The following is a 14,593-nucleotide window of genomic DNA, read 5'->3' as shown; positions in this document are numbered from 1 at the left end:
TCCTGCGGGAGCGGGTCGGGCTCAGCTCTCGGTGTCCGAAGCGCCCTTCGTGTCACAAGGGCTCTCCCCGGCCGGGGCGTCCTTCACTTCCAGCAGGCTCTCCGCGTCCGAAGCACCCTCCGGCTCCAAGGCCGTCTCCGCCCCCGGAGCCCCCTTCAAAAGCTCTGTCAGCAACCGCACCGCCCCCCGCTTGTGCAACGGGTCGTTGCCGTTGCCGCACTTGGGGGACTGGACGCAGGAGGGGCAGCCTGCCTCGCACTCGCAGGAGGCGATGGCGGCGCGGGTGGCCGTCAGCCACTCGCGGGCCGTGTGGAAGGCGCGTTCCGCGAAGCCGGCGCCGCCCGGGTGGCCGTCGTAGACGAAGACGGTCGGCAGCAGCGTGTCCGGGTGGAGGGGGATGGAGACGCCGCCGATGTCCCAGCGGTCGCAGGTGGCGAAGAGCGGCAGCATGCCGATCGAGGCGTGCTCGGCGGCGTGCAAAGCGCCGCCGAGGATCTCGGGGTTGATGCGGGCGGCGTCGAGCTGGTCCTCGGTGACCGTCCACCACACGGCACGCGTACGCAGGGTGCGCGGCGGAAGGTCCAGCTTCTGCTCGCCGAGTACCTCGCCGGTGATGAGCCGGCGGCGGAGGAAGGAGACGACCTGGTTGGTGACTTCGACGGAGCCGTAGCAGAGGCGGCCGTCGCCCCACGGCACCGAGATGTCGGTGTCCAGGACGGAGATGGAGGTGGTGTCGCGCGCGGTGGTCGAGTAGGAGGGGTTGGCCTCTTCGACGAAGGCGACCGAGTCCTCCAGGTCGAGCTCCTTCACCAGGTACGTACGGCCCTGGTGGAGGTGGACCGCGCCTTGGTGGACGGCGGTGTGGGAGGCCGAGGCGTCGACCGTGCCGAGCAGCCGCCCGGTGCCGGCCTCGACGACCTGGACCGGTGAGCCGCCTTCGCCGCGGATGTCGGTGAGGTCGGCGGCGCGCTCGCGGCGCGTCCAGTGCCACGCCTTCGTACGGCGGCGCAGCAGGCCGGCCGACTCCAACTGCGGGAGAAGTTCGGGGACCGTCGGGCCGAAGAGAGTGAAGTCGTCGTCCGTCAGCGGGAGTTCGGCGGCCGCCGCGCAGAGGTGAGGAGCGAGGACGTACGGGTTGTCGGGGTCGAGGACCGTCGACTCGACCGGCTGCCGGAACAGCGCGTCGGGGTGGTGGACGAGGAAGGTGTCCAGGGGATCGTCGCGGGCGACCAGGACGGCCAGGGCGCCCTGGCCCGAGCGGCCTGCCCGGCCCGCCTGCTGCCACAGCGAGGCGCGCGTGCCCGGGTAGCCGGCGATCACGACGGCGTCCAGTCCTGAGATGTCGATGCCGAGTTCGAGGGCGGTGGTGGCGGCGAGGCCGAGGAGCTCGCCGGAGTGGAGGGAGCGTTCCAATGCGCGGCGCTCGTGCGGGAGATAGCCGCCGCGGTAGGCCGCGACCCGGCCGACCAGGGAGCGGTCGACCTCGGCGAGGCGTTCCTGGGCGATGACCGAGATGAGCTCGGCGCCGCGCCGGGAGCGTACGAAGGCGATCGAGCGCTGCCGCTGGAGCGTGAGGTCGGTGAGGAGGTCGGCGGTCTCGGCGGTGGCCGTGCGGCGGACGGGTGCGCCCTTCTCGCCGTGGAGTTCGGTGAGCGGGGGCTCCCACAGGGCGAAGACCAGTTCGCCGCGCGGGGAGGCGTCGTCGGAGACCTCCTTCACGGGGAGGCCGGTGAGGCGTTCGGCAGCTATGGACGGGTCCGCGGCCGTGGCGGAGGCGAGGAGGAACACGGGGTCGGAGCCGTAGCGCGCGCACAGGCGGCGCAGCCGGCGCAGGACCTGGGCGACATGGGAGCCGAAGACGCCGCGGTAGGTGTGGCATTCGTCGATGACGACATAGCGCAGCGCGCGCAGGAAGGAGGACCAGCGGGGGTGGGACGGGAGGATCCCGCGGTGCAGCATGTCCGGGTTGGTGAGGGCGTAGTTGGCGTACTGACGTACCCATTCGCGTTCCTCGACGGGGGTGTCCCCGTCGTAGACCGCGGGCCGGATCGCGTGGCCGAGCGGGGCCGCGAGCTCCTTGACCGCGCGGCACTGGTCGGCGGCCAGGGCCTTCGTCGGGGCGAGGTACAGGGCCGTCGCGCCGCGGCCGTTGGGTGCCTCGGAGCCGTCGAGGAGCGCGGACAGGGTCGGCATCAGGTACGCGAGGGACTTGCCGGAGGCCGTGCCGGTGGCGACGACGACGGACTCGCCGTCCAGGGCGTGCTCCGCGGCGAGTGCCTGGTGGGCCCAGGGGTGCTCGATTCCGGCCGAGTTCAGCGCCGCGATGACCTCCGGACGGACGCGATCAGGCCAGAGGGCATGGCGGCCCTCACGTGGGGGCAAGTGCTCCGTATGGGTGAGACGCGCCGACCGGCTCTCCCCCGAGGCGAGCCGGTCGAGCACCGCGCGCGGAGAACGCCGCCCGGAGGAGCCCGTTCCGGGCTGCTCCTGGCGGTCGTCGAAGCGCCGGTCGGGGCGGTGATTCATGGCCATCGGCACCGAGTGTGTCACTGGCGTGACGGACAATGCTCCCAAGGCGTCGTGCTCGCCTGCCCGTAAGTGATTGAATGCCATCGCGGCCGGCGTCACGCCCCAGTCCTGCCAGTCAGGAGACCAGGGGGCGACCGCCCGATAGCAAGGTGCTGGAGGATCCGTGGACCTGTCCCTGTCGACCCGTACCGTCGGCGATCGTACGGTCGTCGAGGTCGGTGGCGAAATCGATGTGTATACCGCGCCCAAGCTGCGCGAGCAGCTGGTCGAGCTGGTGAATGACGGCAGTTTCCACCTTGTCGTCGACATGGAGGGCGTGGACTTCCTCGACTCCACCGGACTCGGCGTGCTGGTGGGTGGTCTGAAGCGAGTGCGTGCCCATGAGGGTTCGCTGCGCCTGGTGTGCAACCAGGAGCGCATCCTGAAGATCTTCCGTATCACCGGTCTGACCAAGGTGTTCCCCATTCACACCTCGGTCGAGGAAGCGGTGGCTGCCACCGACTGACGACTGCGCGCCGGGCCTGCCGGGCCCGGCGCACAGGAAGCCGGCGGACAGGGAGCCAGGGCACCGGGTCGGCCCGGGCCCGGCCCCCGACAGCACGTATGAACGTACGGAGGGGGATTGATGGCCACCGTTGAACTCCGCTTCAGCGCGCTGCCCGAGCACGTCAGGACCGCCCGCCTGGTGGCGGCCGCGGTCGCGCGCAGGGCCGGGGTCGACGAGGCCGTGCTCGACGAAGTGCGGCTCGCGGTCGGCGAGGCCTGCACCCGTGCCGTAGGACTGCATCAGGCGCATGAGATCGCGGCGCCGGTGCGGGTGGTGCTCGTCGAGGAGGAGAAGCAGTTCTCCATCGAGGTGGGTGACGAGGCGCCGCACGCGGTGGCGTCCGATGCGCCCGCGGCCGGTGCCCCGGGTGCCGAGGCCGATTCCGAAGCCGAGGACGAGATGGGGCTCGCGGTGATCAGCGGCCTCGTCGACGACGTCGAGGTGACCACCGGCGAGTCCGGCGGTCAGATCCGGATGAGCTGGCCGATCAGCGTCGCGCCGGCGCTCAACTGATCGCTGTCGACTTCCCCGAAGGGCCCTGCTGAGCAGGGCCCTTCGGTATTTCCAGATGAATTCCTTGATCCCCGTTGATCGCATTTCCGGGTCGCCGCCCCCTTGTCGATCAAGGGTCAACGCTTTTGAGGCATTACCTCTTTCGATGCCAATCCTGTGGCGCGATCATTTGCTGAGGAGCAAGTGAAGGCCAATTCCGTTTGTCGCCCACTGTTTTGATCAGGATCCGCTCCCTACAATCCGTCCACATCTTGAGCTCAGCACAGGCGTCAAGGAGGACGAATGGCGGGGCTTTCTACCCCTCATCAGTTTGATCAGCCCACAACCTTCGCAGCCGCAGTACTGACCGACGACAACCGAATGATCGTCATGGTCATCGGGGTCGTCGCGCTCGCGGCGCTCGTCGTGGCAGGCGTACTCGTACGCCAAGTTCTCGCGGCAGGCGAGGGCACCGACCGCATGAAGGAGATCGCAGCCGCGGTCCAGGAAGGCGCCAACGCCTATCTGGCACGGCAGTTGCGGACGCTCGGCATTTTCGCCGTGATCGTTTTCTTCCTGCTCATGCTGCTGCCCGCGGACGACTGGAATCAGCGCGCCGGTCGTTCCGTGTTCTTCCTGATCGGCGCGCTCTTCTCCGCCGCCACCGGCTATATCGGCATGTGGCTGGCCGTACGCAGCAATGTGCGGGTGGCCGCGGCCGCCCGTGAGGCGACGCCAGGAGAAGGCGAACCGGCCAAGGACCTCACGGCGGTCTCGCACAAGGCCATGAAGATCGCTTTCCGTACGGGCGGCGTCGTCGGCATGTTCACTGTGGGGCTCGGTCTCCTCGGCGCGGCATGTGTGGTTCTTGTCTACGCGGCGGACGCACCCAAGGTGCTCGAAGGCTTCGGCCTGGGTGCCGCGCTGATCGCGATGTTCATGCGTGTCGGCGGCGGCATCTTCACCAAGGCCGCCGACGTCGGCGCCGACCTCGTCGGCAAGGTCGAGCAGGGCATTCCCGAGGACGACCCGCGCAACGCCGCGACCATCGCGGACAACGTGGGCGACAACGTCGGCGACTGCGCGGGTATGGCCGCCGACCTGTTCGAGTCGTACGCGGTGACGCTGGTCGCCGCGCTGATCCTCGGCATGGCGGCGTTCGGCGACTCGGGCCTCGCGTTCCCGCTGATCGTCCCGGCGATCGGTGTGCTCACGGCGATGATCGGAATCTTCGCGGTGGCGCCCCGGCGCTCCGACCGCAGCGGTATGTCGGCGATCAACCGCGGCTTCTTCATCTCCGCGGTGATCTCGCTCGGCCTGGTCGCCGTGGCCGCGTTCGCCTATCTGCCCGCCACGTACGCGGAGTTGAAGGGCGTCACCGACGAGGCGATCAGCGCCAAGAGCGGCGACCCGCGGATCCTCGCGATCGTCGCGGTCGGCATCGGCATCCTGCTGGCCGCCGTCATCCAGCAGCTCACCGGCTACTTCACCGAGACCAACCGGCGACCCGTACGGGACATCGGAAAGACCTCGCTGACCGGCCCGGCCACCGTCGTACTCGCCGGTATCTCGATCGGTCTGGAATCCGCCGTCTACACCGCGCTGTTGATCGGGCTCGGCGTGTACGGGGCGTTCCTGCTCGGCGGTACGTCGATCATGCTCGCCCTGTTCGCGGTGGCGCTGGCCGGTACCGGTCTGCTCACCACGGTCGGAGTGATCGTGGCGATGGACACCTTCGGTCCGGTCTCCGACAACGCGCAGGGCATCGCCGAGATGTCCGGTGACGTCGAGGGTGCCGGCGCCCAGGTCCTCACCGACCTGGACGCGGTGGGCAACACCACCAAGGCCATCACCAAGGGCATCGCCATCGCCACGGCCGTCCTCGCGGCGGCCGCGCTCTTCGGCTCGTATCGCGACGCCATCGCGACCGCGGTCGCGGACGTCGGCGAGAAGCTCGGCGACGGCGCGCCGATGAACCTGGTCATGGACATCTCGCAGCCCAACAACCTGGTGGGCCTGATCCTCGGCGCGGCGGTCGTCTTCCTCTTCTCCGGTCTCGCGATCAACGCTGTCTCGCGCAGCGCGGGCGCCGTGGTCTACGAGGTGCGGCGGCAGTTCCGCGAGCACCCCGGGATCATGGACTACACGGAGAAGCCCGAGTACGGGCGTGTCGTCGACATCTGCACCAAGGACGCGCTGCGCGAGCTGACCACGCCCGGTCTGCTCGCCGTACTGACCCCGATCGCGGTCGGGTTCACGCTCGGGGTGGGCGCGCTCGGCTCGTTCCTCGCGGGTGCCATCGGCACCGGCACCCTGATGGCGGTCTTCCTCGCCAACTCCGGTGGCGCGTGGGACAACGCCAAGAAGCTCGTCGAGGACGGCCACCACGGCGGCAAGGGCTCCGAGGCCCATGCCGCGACCGTCATCGGCGACACCGTGGGCGACCCGTTCAAGGACACGGCGGGCCCCGCGATCAACCCGCTCCTGAAGGTGATGAACCTCGTCGCGCTGCTCATCGCGCCCGCGGTCATCCAGTTCAGCTACGGCGACGACGCCAGCCCGGGCATCCGGGCGGGCATCGCGGTGGCGGCGATCCTGGTCATCGTCGGCGCGGTCTATGTCTCCAAGCGGCGGGGCATCGCCGTGGGTGACGAAGACGACTCCGGCCACATGGCCAAGTCGGTGGACCCGGCGGTGGTTTCCTGACCGCAGGGTTGTCCCTGCTCAACAGGCGGGCGGACGGCGCATTTTGATGCGCCGTCCGCCCCATTTTTGTTTCAGTGACCCTCATCTCCCTTGGTGCAAATGGCTGCAATAGCGGATATACGGGACCCACGGCGAAGGTGTGCCGCCCGGTAGGCGTGTAAGTTCCGGGGCCGAGAGCCATGGAAGGGACCAATCCGGTGAACAAGAAGCTCGCAGCCGCGCTGTCCGGCGGTGCGGTACTGGTAATGGCGCTGTCGGGCTGCAGCAGTGACGACGGCAACAAGGAGCTCGACGCCTGGGCCAAGTCGCTCTGCGGTCAGATCAAGCCGCAGCTCGAGAAGAGCGTCAAGGCGCAGCAGGCCATCATCTCCACGGCCGCGGACGGCAACCGGGAAGAGATCAAGAAGGTCGACTCGGCCTCCTTCCAGGCCAGCTCGGACGCGTACACCGCGATTGCCGCCGCCCTGGAGAAGGCGGGCCCGCCGCCGGTCGACGACGGCGAGAAGATCCAGACGGACACCGTCAAGGAGCTCGAGAAGGCCTCGAAGGCATACGAGGACCTGAAGAAGCAGAGCGACAAGATGGACGCCAAGGACGACTCCCCCGAGGGCGTCAAGAAGTTCTCCGACGACCTCAAGAAGATCGCGGACGAGCTCGGCAAGATCCAGGACGAAGGCGCCGACGCGCTCGAGTCCCTGACGGAGGGTGAGGTCGGCGAGGCCATCGCCAAGCAGCCCGACTGCAAGGTCGAGTCGGCTTCTCCGTCCAGCTGACGGTTGCGTCGGACGGCCCGGTACGCGTGGTGCGTGCCGGGCCGTTTCGCGTGGGCGGCGGCTCGCCCGGGTTCGCGGCGGGCCGCAGCGCGCCGGTGTGGTGACAATGGACGGGTGAGTACGACGAAGCCCCTGCCCTCGACCGACCGCGCCGGCGCAGCCGAACTGCGCGCCGCCCTGCTCGCCGCCGACTTCACGGCCGACGGACTGCTCGACCTGCTCGGCGCGCCCGCGTACGCGGCGCTCGCCCGCAGCGAGACCGTGCCCGCGGTGCGGGCGACCCGCGGCGACGGCGCCCTGGAGACGTTCGTCCGCCTCTTCCTGCTCCAGGACGCCCTGCCGCACGCCCGTGTCGCCAAGGCCCTGTCGCTCGAACAGGCCGTCGCGCAGGGCTGGTTGACCGACGACGGCGAGCAGGTGCGGGCCACCGTCGACGTACGGCCGTACGGAGGACCCGACGGCGAGGACTGGTTCATCGTGTCCGACCTCGGGTGCGCGGTCGGCGGTGCGGGCGGGATCGGCAGTAAGGACGAGGGCGTCGTGCTCGGGGTCGGCGGGGCGTCCACGACGCTCGCCGGGATCACCGTGCGCCGGCCCGTCGCGAGCGCGCTCGACGTCGGCACAGGGTCCGGGATCCAGGCGCTGCACGCCGCCCAGCACGCCACGCGGGTCACCGCGACCGACCTCAACCCCCGGGCGCTGCGCATCACCGCGCTCACCCTGGCGCTCTCGGACGCCCCCGAGGCGGATCTGCGGGAGGGCTCGCTCTTCGAGCCCGTCGCGGACGAGACGTACGACCTGATCGTCTCGAACCCGCCCTTCGTCATCTCGCCGGGCGCGCGGCTGACGTACCGGGACGGCGGGATGGGCGGGGACGATCTGTGCCGCTCGCTCGTTCAAGGGGCGGGGGAGCGGCTGAACGACGGGGGGTATGCGCAGTTCCTGGCCAACTGGCAGCACGTCGAGGGGGAGGACTGGCAGGAGCGGGTGCGCTCCTGGGTGCCGCGCGGCTGCGATGCGTGGATCGTGCAGCGCGAGGTGCAGGACATCACGCAGTACGCGGAGTTGTGGCTGCGCGACGCCGGGGATCACCAGAGCGATCCGGCTCAGTACGCGGCGCGGTACGACGCGTGGCTGGATGAGTTCGATGCGCTCGGGACCAAGGCGATCGGCTTCGGGTGGATCACCCTGCGCAAGTCCGAGGCCGCCGTGCAGGGAGAGCCGTCCATCACCGTCGAGGAGTGGCCGCACCCCGTCGAGCAGCCGCTGGGCGAGGTGGTCGAGGCGCACTTCGCGCGGCTCGACCATCTGCGGGCACACGACGACGCGGCCCTGCTCGCCGGGCACTTCGTGCTGGCCGAGGGCGTGGTCCAGGAGCAGGTCGGGCTGCCGGGCGCCGAGGATCCGGAGCATGTCGTCCTCCGCCAGCACCGCGGGATGCGCCGGGCCACGAAGGTGGACACGATCGGCGCGGGCTTCGCCGGGGTATGCGACGGCAGCATGAGTGCCGGGCGGATCCTGGACGCGATCGCCCAGTTGGTGGGTGAGGACCCCGTGTTGCTGCGCGACAGGACGCCGGCCCAGATCCGGCTGCTTGTCGAGCAGGGGTTCCTGGAACCGCGGTAGGTGGTCCAGGGGCGTCCACCTGAGCCAGGGGCGTCTACCTGAGCCAGGGGGCGTCTACCTGGGCCAGGGCTGGCCGCTGAGGCGTTCCACGCTGGTGTTGAAGCGCTGGAGGTAGTGGGCGAAGGCCTCCACCTCCGCCGGCGGCCAGTCCTCGAAGACCTGGTCCAGGTCGCGGACGCGGATCTCGCGCTCGCTGTCCACCTCGCGCTCGCCCTCCGGCGTGAGGCGGAAGCGGCGGGCCATGCCGCCCTCGGGGTCCGCGATCCGGTGCAGCAGACCGGCCCGTACGGCGTGGGCGGTCTGGCGGTTGACCGTGGAGGTGTCGAGGCGGAAGGCCTCGCTGAGCTCGCCGATCGTCATGGGTCCCTGCATCCGGATCCGGCTGAGCATGATGTACGCGCTGCGCTCCAGGCGGCCCTGCTCCTTGCGCTCCTTGGCGCTGCTGAGCTGATGCCGCCCGAGCACCATGTGCTCGAACTCGACCAGGTGCGACGGCTTGTCCCCGTCCGTGGTCGGCGTGTTCCCGTCCATGGGCGGCTTCTCCCCGTCCGTGGACGGCGATTCCGTGGCCGGCTTGTCCATATGCGTACGTCCTCCCGGAGTGACCGTATCGCAGAAGCGGGCGTTGATGTGCATCATGCATATCGTGTGTACGATGCACATGACCAGTGAGCGTGCGCCATGCGGAAGTGAGGGCAGGAGTGCCCATGGAGAACCCCGAAGCCCGGACCAGGTCCGGCGGTGTCGTCGCCACTCTCGCGCTCGCCGGCACCGTGGCCGCCGTGATGCAGACGCTGGTCACGCCACTGATCGCCGAACTGCCGCAGCTCCTGGACACCAGCCCGTCGAACGCCGCCTGGGTGGTCACGGTGACGCTGCTCGTGGCCGCCGTCTGCGTCCCGGTCTCGGGCCGCCTCGGTGACCTCGTGGGCAAGCGGCGGATGCTCCTCGTGTGCGCCGTGCCGCTCGTCCTCGGCTCCGTGGTCTGCGCGCTGTCCTCGACCGTGCTGCCGATGATCGTCGGGCGCGGCCTGCAGGGCATGGGGATGGGCATGGTGCCGCTGGGGATCGCGCTGCTGCGCGACGTCGTACCGGCGCAGAAGCTCAGCGGGTCGATCGCCCTGGTGAGCGCTTCGATGGGGATCGGCGGTGCGATCGGGCTGCCGATCGCCGCGGCCGTCGCGCAGTACGCCGACTGGCGTGCGCTGTTCTGGGGTTCGGCCGTGCTCGCCCTGCTCATCGGCGTACTGATCCACGTGATGGTGCCCGACGTCCCGGCCGGCGCGAAGGGGCAGCGGTTCGATCTCGCCGGGGCGGTCGGGCTCGCCATCGGGCTCGTGTCGCTGCTGCTCGCGGCCTCCAAGGGCGCGGACTGGGGCTGGGGTTCGGGCCTGACGCTCGGACTGTTCGCGCTGTCCGCCGTCGCCCTGCTGACCTGGGGCTGGTGGGAGCTGCGCACCCGCGATCCGCTGATCGACCTGCGGACGACGGCACGGCCCCGGGTGCTCCTGACCAACCTCTCCTCGGTGCTCGTCGGCGTCGGCATGTACTCGTTCATGTTGATCGCGCCGCAGCTCCTGCAGTTCCCCGAGGCCACCGGGTACGGCCTGGGCCAGTCGATGCTCGCGGCCGGTCTGTACCTCGCGCCCGGCGGCGTGATGATGATGCTGATCTCGCCGCTCGGCGGAAAGCTGATCAACTCGCGCGGGCCCAGGTTCGCGCTGATCGCGGGCGCGCTGGTGCTCAGCGCCGGGTACGGGCTCGCGCAGGCGCTGATGGGGTCCGCCGTGGGTCTGATGATCGTCGGCATCGTCATCAGCAGCGGTGTCGCGCTGGCGTACGGGGCGATGCCCGCTCTGATCATGAGCGCGGTGCCGCTGTCCGAGACGGCCGCCGCGAACGGCTTCAACGCGCTGATGCGCTCGCTCGGCACCACCATCGGCGCCGCCGTGATCGGTGTGGTGCTCGCGCAGCTCACCGTCTCCGTCGGCGGGCGGGAGCTCGCCTCCGAGAGCGGGTTCCGGGTGGGCCTCCTCATCGGCTGCGCCGTCGCCCTGCTGTCCGCGCTCGTCGCGTGCGCCATCCCCGGACCGCGTGCCGCCGGGAACGCCGCGCAGGACGAGGAGACCGCCGAGGCGGCCGCCGAGGTCCGCGCCTGAGCCTCACCGCGCCGAGCTGCCGGGCCCGTCACGCCTGAGCCTCGCGTGTGGCGTTCACCCCCGGTTCGCCGCGCCGCCGCCCGTACGTTCCCCGCGCCTGCCAGCCTGCGAGTCCCCGGCCGCCCCAGGCGCGGCGGCGGGGAGGAGGCGGGAGCCATGGAGAGCATGGAGAGCGGACCGGCGTTCTTCGCGGGCACGGTGTTCGCCCTGTTCGGTGCGGCCCTGCTGGCCTGGACCGTGGCGCGCGTCGCCCACCGCAGGCCCGTCGCCCACGACGCGCGGCCGGTGACTTCGGCCACGCTCACCACGCTCGTCGGCGCCGGCGCGCTGCTGCTCGGCCTCTGGTGCTTCCTGCGCGGCTGAGCGCACCGCCCGGATCTGTAGCTGACCTGCGTAGCCGTCCTACGCATACCGGCTCGGTACATGCTCCTCGGAAGGGAGCGGAACGGCCGATCCGGGAGAGATCCCTCCGGTTCCCGTGAAGGGGCAGGTCGGCAGTCCGGGCGGCAGGAAGGGCGGGAGTCGGGTTACCGTTCGAGTGGCCGCTGCGGGCTTTTCCCGTTTGACACGGGGGCGGGCTGTACCGTCACACTCCGCAGCGTCACCGTATGACCGCATAGGGCGCCGCTGTGGAAAAGTGCGCGGGACCGCCGTATGAAGACATACGGAACGCCGTGTGTCCGGCGGCTTGCAGCCATCCGGACCGCGCACCTGCCAGCAGTGAGAGCGTCGACCGGAGAGAAGAGCGAAGTTGTCCCCGACCAGCGAGACCGCACAGGGCGGCCGCCGACTCGTCATCGTCGAGTCCCCTGCCAAGGCGAAGACGATCAAGGGCTATCTCGGCCCCGGATATGTCGTCGAGGCGAGCGTCGGGCACATCCGCGACCTGCCGAGCGGTGCCGCCGAGGTGCCGGAGAAGTACACCGGCGAGGTGCGCCGCCTCGGCGTCGACGTGAACAACGACTTCGAGCCGATCTATGTCGTCAACGCCGACAAGAAGGCCCAGGTCAAGAAGCTCAAGGACCTCCTCAAGGACTCCGACGAACTCTTCCTCGCCACCGATGAGGACCGCGAGGGCGAAGCCATCGCGTGGCACCTCCTCGAGGTCCTGAAGCCCAAGGTCCCGGTCAAGCGCATGGTGTTCCACGAGATCACCAAGGCCGCGATCCAGGAGGCCGTCGCCACCCCGCGCGAGCTCAACAAGCGGATGGTCGATGCCCAGGAGACCCGCCGCATCCTCGACCGCCTCTACGGCTACGAGGTCTCGCCGGTCCTGTGGAAGAAGGTCATGCCGAAGCTCTCGGCGGGCCGCGTGCAGTCCGTCGCGACCCGGCTCGTCGTCGAGCGCGAGCGGGAGCGCATCGCGTTCCGCTCCGCCGAGTACTGGGACCTGACCGGCACGTTCGGCACCGGCCGCAGCGGGGACGCATCGGACCCCTCGCAGCTGATCGCCCGGCTGACCACCGTGGACGGCAAGCGCGTGGCGCAGGGCCGCGACTTCGACTCGGTCGGCCGGCTCAAGGGCGCCAACACGCTCCACCTCGACGAGGCGAACGCGCGGGCGCTCGCCGCCGCGCTGGCCGACGCGCAGTTCGCCGTGCGCTCCGTCGAGTCCAAGCCGTACCGCCGCTCGCCGTACGCGCCGTTCCGCACCACGACGCTGCAGCAGGAGGCCTCGCGCAAGCTGGGCTTCGGCGCGAAGGCGACGATGCAGGTGGCACAGAAGCTGTACGAGAACGGCTTCATCACCTACATGCGTACGGACTCCACGACGCTCTCCGACACCGCGATCACGGCCGCGCGCACCCAGGTCACGCAGCTGTACGGGGCCGACTACCTGCCCGACAAGCCGCGCTCCTACGCGGGCAAGGTGAAGAACGCGCAGGAGGCGCACGAGGCGATCCGCCCCTCCGGCGACCGCTTCCGCACGCCGGCCGAGACGGGCCTGACGGGCGACCAGTTCCGGCTCTACGAGCTGATCTGGAAGCGCACCGTCGCCTCGCAGATGAAGGACGCGACCGGTAACTCGGTCACCGTGAAGATCGCCGGCACCGCCTCCGACGGGCGCGACGCCGAGTTCAGCGCGTCCGGCAAGACGATCACGTTCCACGGCTTCCTCAAGGCGTACGTCGAGGGCGCGGACGACCCGAACGCCGAGCTCGACGACCGCGAGCGCCGCCTCCCCCAGGTCGCGCAGGGCGACGCGCTCTCCGCCGACGAGATCTCCGTGGACGGCCACGCGACCAAGCCGCCGGCCCGCTACACCGAGGCATCGCTGGTCAAGGAGCTGGAGGAGCGAGAGATCGGCCGCCCGTCGACGTACGCGTCGATCATCGGCACGATCCTCGACCGCGGTTATGTGTTCAAGAAGGGCACGGCGCTCGTCCCCTCCTTCCTGAGCTTCGCCGTGGTCAACCTCCTGGAGAAGCACTTCGGGCGGCTCGTCGACTACGACTTCACCGCCAAGATGGAGGACGACCTCGACCGCATCGCACGCGGTGAGGCGCAGGCCGTGCCGTGGCTGCGGCGCTTCTACTTCGGCGAGGGCGACGCCGCCGGTTCGGCCTCCGACGCCGGCAACGGCGACGGGGACCACCTCGGCGGTCTGAAGGAACTCGTCACCGACCTGGGCGCGATCGACGCCCGCGAGATCTCCTCGTTCCCCGTCGGCAACGACATCAAGCTGCGCGTCGGGCGCTATGGCCCGTACATCGAGCGCGGTGAGAAGGACGCCGAGGGACACCAGCGGGCGGACGTGCCCGACGACCTGGCACCCGACGAGCTGACCGTCGAGTACGCGGAGGAGCTGCTCGCCAAGCCGAGCGGGGACTTCGCGCTCGGCACCGACCCCAACACGGGCCGCGAGATCGTCGCCAAGGACGGACGGTACGGGCCCTACGTCACCGAGATCCTGCCCGAGGGCACGCCGAAGACCGGCAAGAACGCGGTGAAGCCGCGGACCGCGTCGCTGTTCAAGTCGATGTCCCTGGACACCGTCACGCTCGACGACGCCCTGATGCTGATGTCACTGCCGCGCGTGGTCGGCGCCGATGCCGAAGGCGTCGAGATCACCGCGCAGAACGGGCGCTACGGCCCGTATCTGAAGAAGGGCACGGACTCCAGGTCCCTGGAGAACGAGGACCAGCTCTTCTCGATCACCCTCGACGAGGCGCTGGCGATCTACGCCCAGCCGAAGGTGCGCGGGCGGGCCGCCGCGAAGCCGCCGCTCAAGGAGCTGGGCGAGGACCCGGTCTCCGGGAAGCCGGTGGTCGTCAAGGACGGTCGCTTCGGTCCGTACGTGACGGACGGCGAGACCAACGCGACGCTGCGCGCGGCGGACTCGGTCGAGGAGATCACACCCGAGCGCGGGTACGAGCTGCTTGCCGAGAAGCGGGCGAAGGGGCCGGCGAAGAAGACGGCCAAGAAGGCCGCGAAGAAGGCGCCCGCGAAGAAGACCGCTGCCAAGAAGACGGCAGCGAAGAAGACCGCTGCCAAGAAGACGACGGCCTCGGCGGCGAAGAAGACCGCTGCCAAGAAGGCGCCGGCGAAGAAGACGGCCTCGACGGCGGCCGCGGCGGCGAAGAAGGCTTCTGCTTCGGCTCCGGTCGAGGACTGACTCGGCTCCGGTAGAGGACTGAGTTCCGGAATGCAACGGGTCAACGTGCACAAAGGGTCCGCCCCCTCCCCGTACGACGGTGAGGGGGCGGACCTATGTTCGGGGACGCGGTCCGTGGACGGTTTACATCCGGATAGGCTGGCTG

The 14,593-nt window shown here is 70.0% G+C and carries 10 protein-coding genes; 8 read left to right on the top strand and 2 right to left on the bottom strand.

Annotated elements, in window-relative coordinates; genetic code table 11:
* Positions 1–21 precede the first annotated feature (21 nt).
* Positions 22–2,613, bottom strand: coding sequence for a DEAD/DEAH box helicase (locus ACIBI4_RS18395; protein ID WP_399204955.1), 2,592 nt, complete (start codon positions 2,611–2,613; stop codon positions 22–24).
* 79 nt (positions 2,614–2,692) lie between these two features.
* On the opposite strand from ACIBI4_RS18395, the gene bldG reads away from it, so the two are divergent.
* The 5 genes from bldG to ACIBI4_RS18370 all read left to right on the top strand — a co-directional run bounded on the left by bldG (position 2,693) and on the right by ACIBI4_RS18370 (position 8,673).
* Positions 2,693–3,034, top strand: coding sequence for an anti-sigma factor antagonist BldG (bldG, locus tag ACIBI4_RS18390; RefSeq protein ID WP_003975386.1), 342 nt, complete (start codon positions 2,693–2,695; stop codon positions 3,032–3,034).
* A gap of 120 nt (positions 3,035–3,154) precedes the next feature.
* Entirely contained in the window at positions 3,155–3,589 is a 435-nt protein-coding gene (locus tag ACIBI4_RS18385; protein WP_399204954.1) for an ATP-binding protein, read from the top strand.
* A gap of 282 nt (positions 3,590–3,871) precedes the next feature.
* Positions 3,872–6,274, top strand: a complete 2,403-nt coding sequence (locus tag ACIBI4_RS18380) for a sodium-translocating pyrophosphatase (protein WP_399204953.1) — start codon at positions 3,872–3,874, stop codon at positions 6,272–6,274.
* A 197-nt stretch (positions 6,275–6,471) separates the two neighbouring features.
* Positions 6,472–7,047: a small secreted protein gene (locus ACIBI4_RS18375; protein WP_399204952.1), complete on the top strand. Its 576-nt coding sequence runs from the start codon at positions 6,472–6,474 to the stop codon at positions 7,045–7,047.
* Between the two features lie 114 nt (positions 7,048–7,161).
* Positions 7,162–8,673 (top strand): methyltransferase, encoded by a 1,512-nt coding sequence (locus ACIBI4_RS18370; protein ID WP_399204951.1) that lies wholly within the window; start codon positions 7,162–7,164, stop codon positions 8,671–8,673.
* Between the two features lie 54 nt (positions 8,674–8,727).
* On the opposite strand, the gene ACIBI4_RS18365 is transcribed toward ACIBI4_RS18370, so the two are convergent.
* Positions 8,728–9,204 (bottom strand): MarR family winged helix-turn-helix transcriptional regulator, encoded by a 477-nt coding sequence (locus tag ACIBI4_RS18365; protein ID WP_399205291.1) that lies wholly within the window; start codon positions 9,202–9,204, stop codon positions 8,728–8,730.
* Positions 9,205–9,380: 176 nt separating this feature from the next.
* On the opposite strand from ACIBI4_RS18365, the gene ACIBI4_RS18360 reads away from it, so the two are divergent.
* From ACIBI4_RS18360 to topA, 3 genes are all read left to right on the top strand, one after another.
* Complete coding sequence (locus ACIBI4_RS18360) at positions 9,381–10,832, top strand: MFS transporter (protein WP_399204950.1); 1,452 nt, start codon at positions 9,381–9,383, stop codon at positions 10,830–10,832.
* Positions 10,833–10,988: 156 nt separating this feature from the next.
* Positions 10,989–11,195 (top strand): hypothetical protein, encoded by a 207-nt coding sequence (locus tag ACIBI4_RS18355; RefSeq protein WP_399204949.1) that lies wholly within the window; start codon positions 10,989–10,991, stop codon positions 11,193–11,195.
* Positions 11,196–11,583: 388 nt separating this feature from the next.
* A complete protein-coding gene (gene topA / locus ACIBI4_RS18350; RefSeq protein WP_399204948.1) occupies positions 11,584–14,448 on the top strand; it encodes a type I DNA topoisomerase in 2,865 nt (954 codons plus the stop codon).
* The last annotated feature ends 145 nt before the right edge of the window (positions 14,449–14,593 follow it).

Source organism: Streptomyces sp. NPDC050418, from assembly GCF_044458745.1.
Taxonomy (GTDB): domain Bacteria; phylum Actinomycetota; class Actinomycetes; order Streptomycetales; family Streptomycetaceae; genus Streptomyces.
Note: the sequence above shows the minus strand (reverse complement) of the source record. Positions and strands in the feature narration are given on the sequence as shown.